The sequence below is a fragment of the Akkermansia muciniphila genome (genome assembly GCF_900184965.1).
GTDB lineage: Bacteria > Verrucomicrobiota > Verrucomicrobiia > Verrucomicrobiales > Akkermansiaceae > Akkermansia > Akkermansia muciniphila_A.
The window spans coordinates 14202-31077 of record NZ_FXYA01000213.1; the positions used below are offsets into that span (position 1 = coordinate 14202).

The following is a 16876-nucleotide window of genomic DNA, read 5'->3' on the forward strand; positions in this document are numbered from 1 at the left end:
GTTATTTGCGCTGGGTGTAGGTGTTGACGCCCCACGCGATAGCGCGGGCGATGGCTGCGGGGTTATTTTTCATGAGGTCTGCATTTCCGGCGTTGGAGATGAAGCCACATTCTACAAGGACGGCGGGAGGGTTGGTTTTACGGAGGACGTAGAGACTGCTTTTCGGAGGGGTGCAGGAACGGTCAGGACGGGCCTGTACATGGTCAGCGCGGCCCGGAAGGATTTTGCAGAGTGGCCCGGCAATAGCTTCGGCAAGGGCTTTCCCCTGTGCGGAGTCGGTACAGGTGCCGTCGTCGTGATAAGTCCGGTGATGGCAGACATGCGCTCCACGGGGCGAGGGAGAGTCCGAGGAGTCACAGTGTATGGAGATGGAAATATCATAGCCTCCGGCGTTGATGGCCTTGACAGTAGCTTCAAGGTCGTCGTCGTTGTCCATGTAAGGGTAGTCAATAACGGTGACGTTGTGTCCCTGCGCCCGCAGCATGGGGGCGAGGTGGTCAACGATGACGGAGGCGGTGGCATGTTCCTCCAAGCCGTTTCCGCGGCTTCCGGTGTTGTTGGCGTGTCCGATGTCTAAAGCGATATTCATGGTTATAAGTTGTTTTTGCTAGAACTGACGAGGAATCCTCGGTAGTCGAACTTGTAAGAAAAACTTTACAGTTGGGGTTAGTTTTCGTCGTCAATGAGGGCTTTGTTGGCCGCTTTGGCGAGGTCGCAGTTTTTGCAGTTGCTGATGAGCTGCATGGTGAGTTCCCTGATTTGGCGGTCGCGGGCGTCGATGATGTCGTCTTTCCGCTTGAGCAGTTTGATGGTGTAACTGACGGCGTAGACAAGGACGCCGAAGCCTCCGAGGGAACCGACTGCCGATACCCAGCCTTCGAGTTCCGTTGTGGCCGGAACGGTGGCAAGGATAGAGCCGACAATGTAGGAGGCACGCGAGATGTTATCCATGTGCAGGGGTTATTTTTCCTGTTTGATGACGACTGGGGTTTGTTCCACGGTGGCCGGAGGTTCCGGTGCGTTCTGGCGGTAGGTGATGCTTTGGCCGTTTTTGTCCAGGACGAGGCAGGAGCCGTCTTTGCAGATTTCCGTATGATCAGGCGTGATGGTGACGTCATGCCCGCATCCAGCAAGGGAGGATGAGATGCCAAGAACGGCCAACCCGGCGGCAATGATGGAGGCTGCCCAGTAGAGAGCTTTTTTCCAGCCGGAGGAGGAGGTTGCCTTGTCCTTGAGATAGTTCTGCACGTCTTGAAGAGCATGCCTGCCGATGATGGGAAGAGCTTGGTCTGCGACGTGATACCATGCCTGCTTGACGGTGGGCGTTTCATCTTCCCAGCCCGTTTGTTTCGGGGCGTGGGATATGGCGGATTGGTACATGTTGTACATGTCCTTTGCGATTTCTTCGGTGTGGTTGTGGTTTGTAGTCATGGATTTGTTTTGGTTGTTTAATTGAGTGCGTGGGTTCCGATATAGACTTTCCCGCCGTCGGAAGTTACATAAAGGGTGGTTGCATCGAGGGTGCCTGCGGATGCCGCCTCTTCATACTGGGCATCAGTCATGTCTATCCTGAATTTGACCCAGCAGGTGTTGCCTTCCTCGCGGTTGGGAACGTCCGTAGGGCTAAGGGGGGCCTTCTGGTTCTGCTTGATAATCCGCGCAGATTCCCCATTGGAACGCCCGACCGACAAAGTGACCCCCATCGAGTAGGCATCGTCACCGCGCAGGCAAAATGTGCCGCTGGATTTGTTTTGCCAGACGGCTTCCCCTGTCAGTACAGCAAACAGGCTGTAGCTCTCGTTGTAGATGGCGCAGCGGAAGAAGGTCGCCATTCCATTTTCATCCACAATGGAATCCTGTTTTGCGTTCCAGGCAGTGCGTTCCTCCGCCGTCACATGGACGGTACTATTTCCGGTATGGGAATTAAAGGTAGCTGTGTTGACCTTGCCGGACAGGGCGGAGGCGTCCGCCTTGTTGTTCCAAGTAGTACGCTCCTCTTCCGTAATGTGAACGGCAGTATCGGAAACGTGGCTTTCCACTGCCGGAGCCGTTGCATATTTGGGTTCTTGGTGAGCATATTCCAAGACGGCTTCCGCGACGTAAGCCCCGGAGCCGGAAATGGGCGTGATTTTGCTATCCTCCCCGGAAACCGGGGTCACGCGTCCGCCCAGTACAAGCTTGTCAGTCCATTTGGTTGCCGTGTCCGGGACGGGACAAAGGCGCGTCGTGCGGCCTGTGAGCTGAAGCTTGCGGAAGGTCCAGCGGCTGGTCTGGCCGATGGCCTGCACCACGGCGTTTTCACTGGTTGCCACATGTTCATATTCTCCGCCTGCATTGAGCTGAAAAACAGATAGGTAAACCGGGTTCGCGGTCATTTGGGCAGAGGCGGTCCTGCGGCACGGCATGGAAACAGCAACGACGGTACCGGGCAGGACGCGAGTAGGAGCAAACTGGCACCATTTGAAATTGGCGTTGTCGGTTCCAGTAGCGGTGGTGTGCGGCTCGGTAATGGTGTCGTTGAGATGGTTTTCAACAATGTCCGAAACGGCGGCGACCTGCCTGTTATTGAGGCCCCCGGCGGCAGCGGATCCGGCAGGGGCACCTTTAAAAGATTCTGTGACAAGGGCGGCATCGTCACTGATTTCAATTTCCGTTGTCGGGGCAACGAAGAGCGTTTGTTCTCCTGCCGGGCAGGTAGCAATGAGGATGCCTTCCGGGGTGGTGACAGTGCATTCCGCCGCCGAAGTGACAGCGTAGGTTTTTCCGATGGTTGTTTGAATGGTCATGGCGTGGTTTCTATACGAAGGATGTTGAGATGAAGAGTGACGCGGAAGGCGGGATAACGGAAGTAACCGCCCCAGGCTCCGCCTACAGGCTGATGCGGGGTGACGGTAAGGCGCACTCCTGTTTCTCCGGGGATGTAGCCGACGGATCCGTATTCCCAGTCACGGTCTCCGCGGACATGTCCGTTTTGCTGCTGGTGGCGATCCAGCAGTGTTTTATTGGATGGCAGGCTGGCAACAATGAGGCGCACTCCTGTACTTACTTTTTTTCTTCCTTTGTTGAAGTAACCGCGCACCGTGGTGCCGGGGATGCAGGAAGGGTAGTCGTAGCTGACGGTGACATTGTCGAGTCCTCCGGTGCGGATGCTGTCGCGGCTGGGGATGACGAGGTTGATTGCTACGGCGTCTCCGACATGAACGTTGCGGGCAAGCGGACCTTGTTCATTGAGGAAGGAGAATTCGCCGTTGCCCATGTGGTAAACGAGCGGGTAGCTGCCGTAGGTGTGGTTGACGTTGTAGGTGCGGTCGCAGGTGAAGCGGATGAATTTGGAGGCGGTGCATCCGGTGTCCACGGCGTCCAGAGCAAGCTGCCAGTAGATGCCGTTGAGGGTTCCGTCCAGGGATGCCACGTCCAGGGTCATACGGGTGACACGCTGGGCGTTGTCCGGCCAGATTTTTGTGGTGCCCTGGTAGATGGATGCAAGCGGCCTTTCTCCGAGGTAGGCGGAGTAGACGTATTTATCCGGGATGGTGCCGAGGGCCGCTTTCATGGCAGGAATAGTTAATAGAGGAGGTAGAGGGTGGAGGCGTCTTTGACGGCGAGTTTGCCGTATTCGTCTTCACTCATGTAGGCGAGTTTTTTGATGCCTCCGGCGCATTCGACACGGGAGGCAAGGTCGGCGTCGTGCTGGGGTCTGGTAACGTAGTTTTTGGCTTCCAGTTCGGAGGTAGTGACATGACCGAGACTGCCGATGTGCTGCTTGACAGTCTGGCCGGAGACAGGGAGTTCCGAGTCCATTGTTCCGATGTTGACGGTCAAGACGCCTTCCTGCGAGATTTCCAGATTGGAGCCTATCTTGACGGATCCGCCTTTGTCTGCGGAGGCGTAGCTGTCGTGGAAGACGATGTCCTGATAGCGGACGACGCCAAGGCTGCCGCCGGAGATGGTCAGGGAGTTGTTGTGGGAGAGGTAGAGACTGTTTCCCGTGTTGGGGCCATTTGGGCCGCTACCGTTGTATTTAAGGCATCCCTGCTGCGCGAGGTTGATGCAGATGGCGTTGACCATGTTGCCCGCATATTTGTTGTAGGTGGCTTCCCCGTTGCATTTGGGGAGGGTGAGGACGTGCGGAGCGTTGTTGATGGTGATGTCGTATTGCGTACCGAAGCAGACGGTTCCATAGGAACGGTAGCCTGCCAGCGGTACAATGAGGGCACCGTTGGCGTTGGTGTCCACCAAGGCACCATTGACAACGTTTTTGTTGTTGCGGTATTTGGCGGTTCCATAGGAGTTGATTTTTCCTTCCGGCACGAGGAGTTGCCCGGCTTCATTGACGCCGACTACAGCGCAGGAAGCAGCGTCCTGTTTGACGGATGTTCCAAGACGCACGGTTCCATGAGAGTTTACTTTGGCTTCCGGCGTCATGGCGTTTCCGTCCTGGTTGATGCCGAGCATGCCTGCATGAGCCGGATCCTGCACCGTGGCGGTGCCAAGCTTGATCATGCCGAGTAGTTGAGTGGTAGCGGCGCGGGCAATTTGGGTAATCGTGTTTTGAATGGCAGCAGCCAAAGCCCTTTTGAGGTAGGAGAGGCGCGGGAGGTAGTTATCCGGGTACTGGGTTTCGTAGTCGTCCGCCCCGGCGGACAGGTTGGACATGTCCGTAAGGGCGTAGCGGGAGTAGTCATGCAAGTCCTGATTGACGGGTAGCCAGTCTGCCGTGCCGTCCTGTTGGAGCAGCCAGCAGTAGACGGTGTATTGTCCGGTGGGCTGGTGAGTTTCCGGATCCAATACAGGGATGTAGCAGACGGTGCCGTGGTTGCCGGGACGCGGGAGATCGTCCGCCGAGTCCAGGTAGAGGCGCGTGATGGAGTCGGCGTCGAGTCCATCCCGGCCGGGCGTGCCGTTTTTACCTTCCGCAAGGATGCCAGTGAATATGTAGGCGTGTTCCCCCGTGTCCGGGTCAAGCCCCCACACGTACCAATAGTTGCCGCTGTAGCTGATGCCTGCAACGGTTCCCTCAAAGTAGCGGATGACAGGAGATTTTCCGTCTTCTCCGTCCTGACCGTCCCTTCCGTCCATTCCATCCACAGGAACGGCCCGGATGCCGGAGTCTACGGCCTGTTCCCCTTCCCCAGTCCACCAGTTGCCATTAGGGCCGACGTAAGGGGTGAGTCCAGGGTCTCCTTTGCGGCTGGCGTCCGTGGCCCATTGTTCCGCCTCTGCGGCAGCGTCACGGGCGTCTTGTACTGCTTGGTCAAGGGTGCCGAGTTTTTCGTCAAGACCGGAGAGTTTTTCCACGGCTTCTTCCGCTTTCCGGGCGGTTTCTTCCATGTCCTCCGCTTTTTGTTTGACCTGTTCGTAGTATTCCCATGCCTGCTGCGCGGATGCGGCGGCAAGGGTGCAGGAGAGCCATTCGAGGCGTATTTGCCGCGTGACGTGGCCGGGGAGGCGGATGGAGAGGGTGCGGGAGGCATAGGTTTTGAGTTCATCGACGAGTTTGTCAATGGATTTGATGACGCCGATGTAGCCGCTGATGAGACGGTTCTGGTTGCCGGATTCCGAGACGGAGTAGATTTCGTAAGCGTGGCGGCCTTCCGGGAGTCCTATGCAGGAGACAATGAGGACGTTGGCTTCTTCCGCTGCTGCGGATTTCTGGATGTCGAGTTCGACGGGTTCCGCCCTGCCTTCAAGATGGACGCGCCCGGTGAAAGTGACGCCGTCCAGAGATACGGGTTCCAAGGTGGATTCATCGCTGAATGTCCAGCGTTGCGTCCACGGGATGTTTTCAATGGCTGACCAGTTTTCAGTGACACCGAGGAAGTCAAGCATGACTTCGAGATACCATGCCAGTTATCCGGCGTGGTATGCTCACGGTGTTAAAAACGGGGTTGTTATTCCTGCGTCCAGTTTTTCCGGTAGGCCGCGAGGATTTGCGCTGCAATGTCCGCGTGCGTTTTGTTCCAGGCAGGGGGAGGGTTGGAGAGAAGACCGTCCATGATGAGGATGTAGTTGCGAGCCTGATTGGCGGACTGGGTTTCCGAGATGTTGTTGAGGATGTCGCAGAGTTTGACCAGGAGAGCATCCGGGTTCATGGCAGTGAGTTTGTCGATCATGTAGCGTACTTTTCCCTGTTGCTTTTTCCGCGCATCGTCATTGGTGAGGGCGTGGACGATGTTTGCGACGGCATGGCCGAAGTGCTGCGCGAGGGTTTCATAGGTGACGCCGCAGTCTTCCATCGTGTCGTGGAGATAGGCAGCGGCGATGAGTTCCGGCCTGTCCGTGCGTTCCCTGACAAGAGCAGCCACCCTTTCGACGTGGGTGTAGTAGGGGGCACCCGTGAATTTTCTGGTCTGGCCTTCATGGGCCTGCCGGGCGAAGGCGGTGGCACGTTCGGGGAGCCAGTCCGTGTTGTCCCTGATGATGCGTTCCATGAGGAGGGATGCGGTTTTGCTGGGGGGCATGGTTCCGTTGAGCCAGCGGAAGATGGTGAGGCGCGTAACTCCAAGTATCCCCGCCGCTTTTTCAACGGCGGGGGTTTTCCTGATGTTGAGTATTTGTTTTACCCAGTCAATGAATTGTTCAGGAGTGGTCATGTCTCAATGAGCGCACCAGTTTGTGATGCGACAATTTCTTTCTGGACGTAGCGTTCCGTCTTCCAGTTGATGTAGGACTGCCATGCCTTGAGGCGAGGCGACCAGCGGAATCCGTTTGCCTTGAGGCTGCCCCTGACAGTTTCGTCCGGCTTGTCCGGGAAGTAGAGCCTTATTCTATTCTCTTCCGGGCATTTTTCAATGATGATTCCGGTTTGCGTTTCTATTTTTTCCGGGGTGGTTTCTTTGGCAGTTTTGATTTTACGGAGGCGGCCTTCGAGTCTTCTTATTTCCGCGTTGTTGCCAGCGAGAGTGTAAGTCGAAAAGCCGATTCTGCCGCAGTAGTCCGGCGTGAGGATTTTGGAGGCGGTCTGTTCACTTAATCCCATTTCAACGAGTCCAGCCATAGCCTTATCCTTGTCTCCCTTGGCTTTGCGGATGACGGCGTTTGCGGCTTTCATGGTTTCCTGCGTTTTGCGGCAAGCAGAAAGCTTGGCTTCCAGCCGCTCCACGGCATCCGGGTCACTGGATTTGATGGGGCCGTTGGGGTCTTTGAAGTATCTCCTTTTGACGGATTTTTCCGCCCGTTCGATGAAGGAGCTGATTTCCCTCATTTTGTTGTCTGCCCAGCCGGAGTATTTTTGCATGCGTGCCGATGGAAATCGGGCCGGGCCGACGATGAAGGCGGACATGCAGCGGGAGTGTGACGAGCAGTAGGCAAGGTATCTTTGCTTGAGGCCGGAGCGGAAACGCTCGAATTCTTCGTCGATTTTGTCTTCGTCTTCCCCCTTCATGTATTTTTCCAAGACGGATTGGAAGGAGGCGAGGTCATTTGCGTATTCGCGCCGCAGGCTTTCCCCGCGTCTGTCAGGGGAGAAGCTGGTTCCGTTGAAGGCGCGTTCCGCGGTTTGCTGGGAAATGTCGTTGATGTATTCGTTCATGGCTTTGTTTCCTTGGTTGGCGTTCGGTTCAGGCTGCATATTTTTCATTGTCCGGGATAATGATGCTGACGTATTTGTCCGCCTTGCAGAAGCGGAGTTCGTAGCCGTCGCAGAGTTTGAAGTCCATGGCGGCAATGGCGAGGTTGTGCAGGAGTTCATCTACCTTCTTTCTGGAACGAAGGGAGGAGAGATGAAAGGAGACCTGCCAGGCATTGGCGTCTTCCGTAGGCCCGAACATGTTGAAGGAGATCGAACCGGGAGCGACTTTTACGCGCTTGCACCATGGCAGGCCTTTTTTGACAAGACCGGAGGAAACGGCTACCGCATGAAGCAGAGCCACGACGTTTTCATTTTTGATTTCGGTGTTCATTGTTTTTTCGTTTCAGGCGTTGAGTCCCGGAGGCCGGAACCCATCGGGAGGAGGTGTCCAATCTCCTGCCGACATGGTTAATTTAGTATCGTTACGATACTAAAACAAGGTTTTTCTTCTGTTTCTTTTTTGTATGACACAAGGAAGTTCTTCCGAGAACGTGAAAGGAGGTGATATGCTGAACGCCTTGCCTCGTTTCAGGCAAGTGTCCAAAGGTCGTCGCGGTTCTCCGGAGCCGCGGCGATACTTTTTACCGCCTTTTCTTTTTGGGTTCTTCGGTTGCCTTAACGGCGACTTTTGGGATGTTGGCCGCGGCGGATAGTCCAATGAGGGCGGAGGCGGTTTCTGCAACTGGCTTGGAGCGGGAGTCCGAGAAGACGCCGCCGCCGATGGCGAGGCATTGGAGGACGGCAAGGGAGGCGTTGAAGGTGTCCTGCCAAGTGGCTTTTTTCTTCGTGGCCCTTTTGATTTTGGAGACGGCTGTTCCGGCGGGGATGATTTGGGATCCGTAGTTGCCGTAGTAGGGAGCAAGGCCGAAGGTTTGAAGGGCTGTCTGAATGGTTGCTCCCACGACAGGAACGGATCCGAGCATGGCGGAGGGGAGAGCCACAGCCTGCGTTTTCCACCATTTTTCCTTGTCCTTGTCTTTATCTCCCGGCGGGTTCATGAGGAGCATCCAGAGCGTTACCATGGTTTGTTCCCACAGGGAGAGGCTGGCCCATGCGGCAGCGAGCTTACCCCACTGGCCTTTTTGGGCGAAGGTGACGAGGTTGCCGAATTTGTTGATGGCTTCGCTGCCCATGAATGTCCAGAGGCGGACGAAGGTGCCGCCCATGGCCTGGAGCTGCGATTTCTGCGCGGTGCGCGTGGGCTGGGCTGCGAGTTCGAGGGATTGGCGGACTTCGTCGAGGGCGATTTGCTCCATGTCTGCGGTGGTCATTGGCTCTTCCCCATTGCGAATGCGGGCGGCGTTTTCCTTTTCCAGCTTGCGGAAGACGGCGTTTGCAAGGGCGGTATGGGAAACGGCGTTGCTCCATACGTCCATTTTTTCCAGAGGGACCATTCCGGACATGGCGATTCTTTTACCATAGCCGAAGTGCTGGTCTGCTCCGTAATTGAGGATTTCCCGGATGACGGGTTCTTTTCTGAAACGGGATTGGAAGGCGTCTGTCCGCATCATGTCCGCGAAGGTGAAGTGGCTGTTGCCGGAGAGCATGAGGGAGTATTCTTTCATGAGTTCTCCGAGGCCGATTTTACCGGAGGCGAGCGGGTGGAGGATGGCGGAAGTCTGCTTGATGCAGGTGAGGAGATTGTAGGCAAGGAGGGCGTTTGCCTTGGCTCCCTGCATGTGGCCTACGAATTTGGAGTGGGCCATGAGCTGGGCTGCTTCGAGGGTGCCCGCCCCGTCGATGAGGTCAAGCCACGTGACGAGCTGACGGTATCGCTGCGCTCCCATTTTGACCTTGAGGGCGTCCGCCGCGTAACCATGGGAGAGGACGCCGCGGAATTTGGATGTGATGTGTTTGGTGCAGATGTAGTTGTCCGTTTCCGCCAAGGAGGCGTTGGCGACGGTGAAGACGTCCGCGGAGAGGTCAAGACCGAGGTTGTGTTTTTTACGGGTGATGAGCATGGAGTATTTATGCCCCATGATGTTGTTGCCTTCTCCGATGACGGCGGTTTTGGCGTCGCCTTCGTGGTGGTTGAATTTGGCGCGGAAGTATTTTTCTTCTTTGGGGAACGGGACTCCGGTGAGTTTTTCAAAGACGTCTGCGAGTTCTATGCCGCATTGGTTGATGTAGTCGCGGAGGCCGTAGGCAACGGCGAGTCCGTCCTGTCCGACGTAGCGGTAGAGGGCCTGCATGGTTTGCCCGGTGTAGCCGTGCCGCTCGAAGTTGGGCTTGTACCTGTCCTGTTCGTAGAGGAGGATTTGGTACATGGCCTGCGCTTTGGAGAGGCGCAGCGGGCGGGCTGTTCCCTTTTTGTCAAGGATGCGGCTGGTGATGGTGATTTTCCCGGCCCTGGGATGGACGGCGAGTTCATTCATGAGAGCGGGGATGTCCATTTCCGAGATGAGGCCGAGGCGTTCGGGGCGAATGCCCTGGCGGCGGGCGGTTTCCATGATGTGCTGCCGCTTGGCTTCAAAGCCTTCCCTGTCGTCAGCTTCGATGAGGTCGATGTATTCCTGTGCGGTCTGGACGTCGAGGGTCACGGTTTTTTCCCTGACAGGGGCGGTGACGGCCCCGGTGTCGCGGGTGAGCTTGGCGTCAAGAATCCATCGTTCTATGTCGCGTTTCGTCCGCAGTCCGGCAGATTCCCGAATGATTTGCGCGAAGGCGGCGGCATGGTTGTTTTCCCGCGTGTTGAGAGAGACGTTGGCTTTGGCTATTTCCGAGATGCCGTATTGGGAGAGTTCCTTCATGCCGTCGATGGCGGAGAGGCTTTCGAGCATTTGAGAGAAGGATTGCAGGCCGGAGAACCAGGCACGCGCCCATTCCACGCGGGAGCTGTCCGCGTTTTCGTTGGCGTCGCGGACGGCTTGTTCATCTACGGTGACATGCTGCCGGATGGAGCCGGAGATGTCGTAGGCAAGTTTTTCGTTCTGCCATGCTTCCTGCTGGTTTTTCTGTACCCAGGCCGTGCGGTTGAGCTGGATGTAGGTCATGATGGCTTCCATGGCGGCGCGGGTTTCATCGAGGTTCATGTCCGCCAAGTTTCCGAAGGTTTGCCAGTCCGCGAGTTTGCTTTCCAACTGGTCAAGGGTGAGGTTTTCTTTTCTTCCCGCATATTCGTAGGGGATGGAGATGGTTTCTCCTTCCGCCGCTTCCGTCTGGTTGAGGGAGGCGTCCCGGATAAGTGCTTCCAGTCTGGCTGTTTCCGCTTCTACGGCGGAGGCATCCGCATCGAGCATGGCAAGGTATTGGCCGAGGGTGCGGTAGGCGTCCGCCGGGAGGGAGCCTTTACCGTATTTTCCGTTGTCTTTCTTTTTGGGCATGAGACGGGCGATGCGGTCAAGTACCTTGGCAACGCTTTCGTCCTTGAGGTATTGTTCGAGCTGCCCGCGAACGTCGGTCATGATGGAGGTAAGGAGGGTGTTGAGCCTTCCTTCGGCGAGCTGGCGGACGATGTCTTCCTGTTGGGTGCGGTATGCCTGCGCGTATTCCGGGCCTCCCCTTCCTGTTGTTTCCTGGCGAATGGAGATTTGATCAGCCACTTCCCCGCGGATGGCGGTGAGAACGTCCGGCGAGTCCATGAGGGTTTGAAGTTCCGCCGCAAGGGTGTTTCTTTGTTCCGGGGAGAGTTTGCCATAGGAGCGGATGCGTCCGGTTTCCAGCATGCGGGCGTAGGCTGCTCCGAAGTTGAGGTAGGGGCGCATGTTGATTTTGTAGTTGTCCGGCAGGACTCGCTGGATTTCCGCGAGGATGGAGTTGAGTTCCCCGAAGGTGCGGGCCGCGCTGTCATGGGTGATGTCCACGGATGCAGCAATGTTCCAGCGGTTCATGGCTTCGTCGATGCCACGCATGAGGGAACGGGCTTTGGCTTCGTTGGCGCGAGGAGCAAGAATGAGCCTTGAAATGACGGAGGCTTGAGCAAGGGAGAAGCTGACGCCGGGGCCGTCCTGTTCCGGGGATGGGGAGGATGCGCGTTCCCCCGCTTGTTCAAGGGCTGATTTGACATTGTTCAGGGACGATGCTACATTATCCGTGGATATGTTATTGAGAGCATCAGATGTGGAACTGGTCGAGTTCTGGACTAGAGGAGACGGAGACGCTTCCTGGGCCACGGACAAGTCCGGGAATACATACCGCGTGCTTGTGGATCCCGAAGGAACGGTCAAGCTCATTGAAGCCACGTATACCCCTTCTCCCAATCCAGCTAATGGGACGATTCCGCTTTCCTCACTGGAAGAGGCATTGGAGAATGCCCAGGAATGCGGAAGCGATGAATGAGCTTTCCGGGCTTCCTGCTCCGCTTCCCTGATTGAGTCCTGTCCCTGATTGCCGTAGTAGGCGCGGGAGAGTTGTTGCAGGGACTCCACATAACGTGCGACGAGCTGACGGCGTTTTTCCCCGTAGTCCGGGTTGTCTTTGTTCTGGTTGAGTTCTATTTCCAGATTGCGCCCAACTTCATAGATTTTATGGCCGGGGCCTTCTTTCATCCGCATCATGTGTTCTTCAATGAGGATGATTTCTCCGATGAACCCATTGGGCATTTGGACGTTGAGCTTGATGTCCGCGTAGCCGTAAGGGTCGTGAGATTTATAACCGTTTTTGATGCGGGCCATTTCCATTCCTGCTTCCTTGACCGCGGAGACGACTTGTGAGAAGTCCGCATTGTCTGGCATGATGAGGGTGCCCCCGAAGACGTCCAGGAGTTTTCCCGCATCGCCGTCGTTGTCTTCCATGGTTTTCTGCAGGGCGCGTTCCCGTCCCTTGAGAGTTTTCCGCATCATGACGCGCAGGCCGAGGCGTTCCCCGATACTGCGGACGATGGTGTCAAAGTCCTGCATGACGGCCTGGGCCATGGGGTAGAGTTCATCGAGACCGCGGTTGGCGAGACGCTGCTGCTCCTCAAGTGGGAGGTTTTTGTAGTCATCCATTCCATGATGGAAGATGTCGATACGCGGCGAGCGAGAGCCTTCCGGCTGGACGTTTGCGGCGGATTCCCGGATAGGGGTGAGGCTGGCGGAGAAGAGCATTTCCCCGTCATCGAAGGGCCTGGGTTCCCGAATGGGTTCCGTGTCCGTTTTCTCTACGTTTTCAAGACGGAGTTCCGGGATGTCCTTGAGCGGGTGAACGGGTTCCCCTTCTTTCCAGAGGCGGCCCGCTGCGGTGATTTCCGGGTGGACGCCGATGTTGTTGTAGGCGATTTTGAGGGACGCGATTTGCTTGCGGATGGAGGCAACGTCCGTGTGCTGGTCAATGGAGAGGCCGAGCTGGCGGGCAAGCGGCTGGTTTTTGGCGATGCGGTTTTTGCTTTTGAGGAGGGCTTCCACGCGGGAGATTTCCGCCTTGCAGGCGTTGACATAGCGGGTGACGTGGTCAAATTCGGCGTTGTTGAAGATGGCGTTGCCGAACATGTCGTATTCGATTTGACCGCCGGAGACGGCGGCGTCCCGCTGCTGGATGCCTGCGACGATGTCGTCAATGGGCTGCCCCTGCTGGATTTGTCCCCCGGCCCATTGCTGGACGGTCGCGTCCGTGGTGAGCTGGCAGATGGTGTAGGCCGCCTTTTCATCCATGAGGGAGTTGTCCGGATTTTTGAGGCGGTCGAGCAAGTCAGGGCTGGCGTTGGCCCCGATGAATGCGCCTATTTGGGTGGGGGTACGCCGCCACGGCTGGGGGTGAATGCGTACCAGTCCTTCGTGAGTCATGTCTGCGACGACGTCCGCTTCCGGGCTGGCTTCCTTGAGATGGCAGGCGTAGAGGGCTACTTCCGTGATGGTGGCCTGTTCATCGAGGATGTTGAGGCGGATGTCTTCATACCGCGCCCATTCCGGGGTGTGGGTAGCGTCTTCTTCATAGACGTAGGCGGCGACACGGTCGATGCCGTTTTCTCTGGCTAGGGCGAGTTTATGCCTGCCGGAGAAGATATGAAGTTCTCCGTTGTTGCGATGGAGGAGGTAGACGGGGGCGGTTTCCCTTTTGAATTTTCCAGTGAGGGGCTTGGTGAGGCCGCTGGCGTCCGCATTGCGTTTGGTTTGAGCGAGGTCTTCCGCATGGAGGATGGAAGCCGTGGGGACGGCTCCGAGGCGGGCTTCCCCGATCTGGATGTAGTTGCCGCCGATGAAGGGGCTATCAGAGGCAGCGTCTTTCCGGCTGTCCTGTCCGGGAGCAAGGACTGTGCCGTCAGGGGCGATGAAGGCATTGGCGTCCGGTTCCGGCTGGGCAGGATCCGGCGGGGTTTCCGTGGTTGGAGGTTCCGCCTGTTCCTGCTGGGCGGCAACGTCGTCAAGTTCCGCCCGGATGTCTTCCAGCGTTTTCGTTTGGGAGGTGCCCGCACGGGTGAAGGCGGCTTCATGTTCCGCGATGGAGCTTTCCACAGCGGTGACGATGTCCGCTTCCTGCCGGATGTCCCGCGCGTGGATGGAGTCCACGGCCCCGGTCATGGCGTTGATGAGGTTTTGCATTTCCGGGGTGAGCTGGCCGGATGATTCCAGTTTGGCGATGGCGTGGCCGAGTTCCGCCTTGGCCCGGAATTGTTCGAGGAAGGAGGAGACGAAGCGGACAAGTTTCTGGATCCACGAGGGGAGGCTGCTGGTGCCAGTTACCACGTCGTGCATGAGGCGGGAACGTCCGATGAGGGAGAGGGCTTCCACGACGTCGCCGGAGGTGGGGACGACGTCAAGGCCGATGAATTGAACGCCCCCTTCTTCTCCGTAGAGCTGGTTGACGGCGCGCTGCATGTCCTGTAGCTGGCTGCCGAAGGTGGACGGGGAGAGGTTTTCCTGGGCGCACCAGTTGATGGCGGCCTGTTCCATGGTTTCTTCCCACAGGTTTTCCACCGTGGCTTCTCCACGGGAGAAGCGCAGTATTTGCTGGAAGCCTCCGTTGACCGGATCCTGCTGGCGGATGACATAGGCATTCGAGGCAAAGGAGGTTTGTTCTCCGCGGCGGCGGGCGGTGGCCGCCCTGCCCTTGGACCCGGAGTAGGCGGTGATGATGCTTTGGAGGCTGGCATGTTCCGAGATGTCCGGGTTGACCGAGGCAAGGGCTTCCTGCCGGGTGATGCCGGAGGCTTCCAGCAGGCGGACGGTGGCGGTAGCCTGCCGGGCGAGCGTGCGGAGGGTGGCTGTGGTTTCCGTCTGGCCGATGTTTTCCGTTTTCCATCCCTGTTGTTCGAGGTAGTCCACGACGTTTTCCGCCGCGAGGAGGTTTTGCGCCCACAGGATGGTGTCCCGCTCACGTTCTCCGATGGAGAGGGTGAGGAGGGTGTTGAGCTGGTCTTCCGTCATGAGGGCGTAGTCCTGCCCCTGCCGCGTTTGTTCCGCCACGGGGTTCTCCGCGGAAATTCCTTCCTCCGAAGGTTGGGCCTTCCTGCGGGTTTCCGCTGTTTCCGCGTCAAGGTAGACACGGTATTTGCCCGTTTCCTGCGCTGGCTCAAAGCGGGGAATGACGCCGCGCTCCTGCAAGGCGCGGAAGGATTCGAGTTCGCGGAGCTGAGCGATTTCCTGTGTACCGAGGAGGGCGGCGTTTCCCTGTTCCGCCCGGCGGGCTGCCTGTTCCGGGTTGTTTGCCCATTCGGTTTTGAGGTGTTCGGCGATGAAGTCGTTGCGGGCGTCGGTGTCTTTGATTTCCAAGGCGCGAAGGTAGCCGGATTCCGAACCGCCGAGAGCGGTGAATCCGTTCAGGGATTCCGCGAAGTGCTTGACGTTTTCCCGGATTTGTGGTTCCGCGAGTTTGACGAAGCCGCGGGAGTAGAAGGCAAGGGCGAGGCCCTGGTAGCCTTCAAAGTTTTGGAGGATGTCGCCGGGGATGGCGGAGAAGGAGGTTTTGCCCCGTTCATCGTCAAGTATGTTGCTCATGAGAGCGCGGGTAGTACCCCCGACGATGGGTTCCGCAATGCCTTCTTCCAGCACGCCCGCCGCGGTGTTACCCCATATTTGGGCGGTTTCACTGGCGAGGTATTTGGCGCGGATGGAGTTGTACGGGAGGCCCGTTTTGTTGAGTCCGGCGTTCAGGAGACGCCCCAGCACGGGGACTTTGCCAAGGACGCCCATGCCGATTTTTTCTTCCAGGGTGTCCGCTGCCCCGAAGAGGGATGCACGTTTGACGTTTTCTTCACGGGAGAGTCCGAGGGCAACGCCTTCTTCATAGCGTTGCGTGCCGGATCCTTTGAGGAGGCTGTACACGCCAAAGTAGGGTATGGCGTTGGGGACGGATTGACCGACCATGTCGCCAAGGGTGACGGCGAATTTGTTGATTCCCCAGGTTTGCCGCCCTTCGGTGTATGCCTGCTGGGCCGCCTTGCGGACGTTTTTCATTTTTGCCCGGAAGTCGATGGTGCGGAGGAGTCCCTTGTCCTGCCTCATTTCTTCCGCCGAGAGGAAGGGGTTTTTGTTGTCAAAGGGGATATGGCCGTATGCCATGCTGTCCCCCGGCATCATGAAGGAGGGGACGTCCGCGTCTACATTGCGGAGGTTTTCCAAGACGCCCATTGCGCCGGAGAGCGTGGAGTAGTAGAGGTTGTGGATGGGCTTGATGCTTTCGTAGGCATATTGAGCGACGGGGTTTTCATATTGTCTGTCGATGTTGGCCCCGTAGTTGTCATAGATGGCCTTGCCCCACAGGCTCATGAGGATGTCTTCCACTTTTTTGTCATCCGGCGTGAGGTCGTCTTTGTTGAGTCCGGCTGCCGTCATGACGTTTGCCGCATCGGCGTCATCGAGGATGAAACTGCCGACGGGGAGTTTGGCATAGGCGGCGCGGACGCGGTTGATGATGTCCGGTGTGATTCCGGCGCGGCCCATCATGTCTATGTCTTTGGGCGTCCATTGTTCTCCGCTGCCTTTGCAGGCGCGGTCAATGCGCCCCAATAACTGCTGGCCGTATTGTTCCAGGGCTTTTTGTTCTTCCACCTGTTTCTGCTTGGCCTGCTTGACGACGCCGTCAAGGTGGTCATAGACGGCCATGTACATTTTTTCCCGCGTGTCCGCCCCCTCCGGGATGGGGAGGTTTTGCTGGCGGAAGTACATGTCCGGGACCTGGTCGTTGCCGAGGAGGACGCCGCAGGCTTTACGCCCAACGAAGCATTTGCGTTCTTGTTCCGGCGCATGGGCATAGGGGTCATGGCCGTGGGCCTGTTCCGCCAAGGCGCGGTGTTCCGGGTACTGGCCGGAGAGGAGGTAGTTGGAGAGGTAGTCCATGTCCTGTTTCCGCTGCTGCTCATAGTCCGGGGAGGCGAGTTGTTCCGGCGCGGGCGCGGGGGACGGGATGAAGAAGGTGTTTTCCTGCAAGTAGTCCATGGTGGAAAGAGGT

Annotated in this window: 10 protein-coding genes; all 10 read right to left on the reverse strand. The window is 57.5% G+C overall.

What is annotated here, in order from left to right:
• Window position 1: 1 nt before the first annotated feature.
• Window positions 2-589 carry an N-acetylmuramoyl-L-alanine amidase family protein gene (locus tag CI070_RS08775; protein WP_094135210.1) on the reverse strand — a complete coding sequence of 196 codons (588 nt, stop codon included), beginning with the start codon at window positions 587-589 and terminating at the stop codon, window positions 2-4.
• Window positions 590-666: 77 nt separating this feature from the next.
• Window positions 667-951: a hypothetical protein gene (locus CI070_RS08780; protein ID WP_094135211.1), complete on the reverse strand. Its 285-nt coding sequence runs from the start codon at window positions 949-951 to the stop codon at window positions 667-669.
• A 9-nt stretch (window positions 952-960) separates the two neighbouring features.
• Entirely contained in the window at window positions 961-1431 is a 471-nt protein-coding gene (locus tag CI070_RS08785; RefSeq protein ID WP_094135212.1) for a hypothetical protein, read from the reverse strand.
• 17 nt (window positions 1432-1448) lie between these two features.
• Window positions 1449-2786, reverse strand: coding sequence for a hypothetical protein (locus tag CI070_RS08790; protein ID WP_094135213.1), 1338 nt, complete (start codon window positions 2784-2786; stop codon window positions 1449-1451).
• Window positions 2783-3553, reverse strand: coding sequence for a hypothetical protein (locus CI070_RS08795; RefSeq protein WP_094135214.1), 771 nt, complete (start codon window positions 3551-3553; stop codon window positions 2783-2785). The genes CI070_RS08790 and CI070_RS08795 overlap by 4 nt, the downstream gene beginning before the upstream one ends.
• An 11-nt stretch (window positions 3554-3564) precedes the next feature.
• Entirely contained in the window at window positions 3565-5829 is a 2265-nt protein-coding gene (locus CI070_RS08800; RefSeq protein ID WP_094135215.1) for a hypothetical protein, read from the reverse strand.
• Between the two features lie 62 nt (window positions 5830-5891).
• Window positions 5892-6593, reverse strand: a complete 702-nt coding sequence (locus CI070_RS08805) for an HD domain-containing protein (protein ID WP_094135216.1) — start codon at window positions 6591-6593, stop codon at window positions 5892-5894.
• On the reverse strand, window positions 6590-7531 hold the full coding sequence (locus CI070_RS08810; RefSeq protein WP_143245478.1) for a DUF3560 domain-containing protein: 942 nt from the start codon (window positions 7529-7531) through the stop codon (window positions 6590-6592). Before CI070_RS08810 ends, CI070_RS08805 begins: the two co-directional genes overlap by 4 nt.
• A gap of 28 nt (window positions 7532-7559) precedes the next feature.
• On the reverse strand, window positions 7560-7901 hold the full coding sequence (locus CI070_RS08815; RefSeq protein ID WP_094135218.1) for a hypothetical protein: 342 nt from the start codon (window positions 7899-7901) through the stop codon (window positions 7560-7562).
• Window positions 7902-8151: 250 nt separating this feature from the next.
• Window positions 8152-16863 carry a hypothetical protein gene (locus CI070_RS08820; protein WP_094135219.1) on the reverse strand — a complete coding sequence of 2904 codons (8712 nt, stop codon included), beginning with the start codon at window positions 16861-16863 and terminating at the stop codon, window positions 8152-8154.
• Window positions 16864-16876: the final 13 nt, after the last annotated feature.